This is a genomic window from Paracoccus sp. MKU1 (genome assembly GCF_001447385.1).
GTDB lineage: Bacteria > Pseudomonadota > Alphaproteobacteria > Rhodobacterales > Rhodobacteraceae > Paracoccus.
Window position 1 is genome coordinate 1 of record NZ_LLWQ01000232.1, and the last position, 872, is coordinate 872.

1 protein-coding gene is annotated in these 872 nt (G+C 64.1%); it reads right to left on the bottom strand.

Annotated elements, in window-relative coordinates; genetic code table 11:
- The coding region (locus AQY21_RS27045; RefSeq protein WP_152988353.1) for a transposase at positions 1-768 on the bottom strand (768 nt) is incomplete at its 3' end.
- Positions 769-872 lie beyond the last annotated feature (104 nt).

Below are 872 nucleotides of genomic sequence, written 5' to 3' on the forward strand. Positions count from 1 at the left end.
GAGGTCGCTGGCCATCACGTCTGCCTCGATCCGTTCGATCAGCGGTGCCAGCACCTTCATGGCGCGACCGCACCAGTCGACCAGTGTGCTGTCGGGGATATCAGCCCCCATCCGGGCAAAGATCTCGTGCTGGCGATAGAGCGGAAGATGATCGTCAAACTTGGAGACGAGGACATGGGCCAGCAGGCCCGCGCCTGCCATGCTGCCGGGGATCGGCCGGCTGGGGGCCGGAACCTGCACCATGCGTTCGCAGCGGCGGCAGGATTTCTTGAGCCTGGCGATCTGGACGACCTTCAACCGCGCCGCGATCAGATCCAGCATCTCGCTGACATCCTCGCCCACCAGGCGCAGGTCGCCGCCACAATCGGGGCAGCAGCTGCCGGGATCGAGTTCCCGCCGCTCGCGCGGCGTGCTGTCCGAGACCCGGGGACGTCGGCGGGATGGACGCTCGGCAGCTTCATCGGCAGGTGCCGTTTCCAGCCCATCATTGTTTTGGCCGTCGTCCACGACATCAGTCTGGCCTTCGGCCGTTGCGATCAAAAGATCCTCGAGCGCCAGCTCCAGCTGTTCGATCTCGCGCTCAATCTTTTCCGAGGACTGGCCGAAGACCTGCTTCCTCAGCTTGGCAATGCGCAGCCGCAGGGACTGGATCAGCTGGTCATGAGCGCGCAACGTGGCCGAGATCTTCGCGTTCTCCGCCTGCAACGCCAAGATCAGCGCCTTCAAACGCGCCGGATCATCGGGAAGGATTTGGGCCGTATTCGACATGCGCCCGGCTACCACAAGGCAGGCGGAATGGCCATAAAAACAAGGCGTTTCAGCGGGATAAATCAGCCGACGCGGGCTGGTGGCGCGCCCCAATCCGGCCTGCG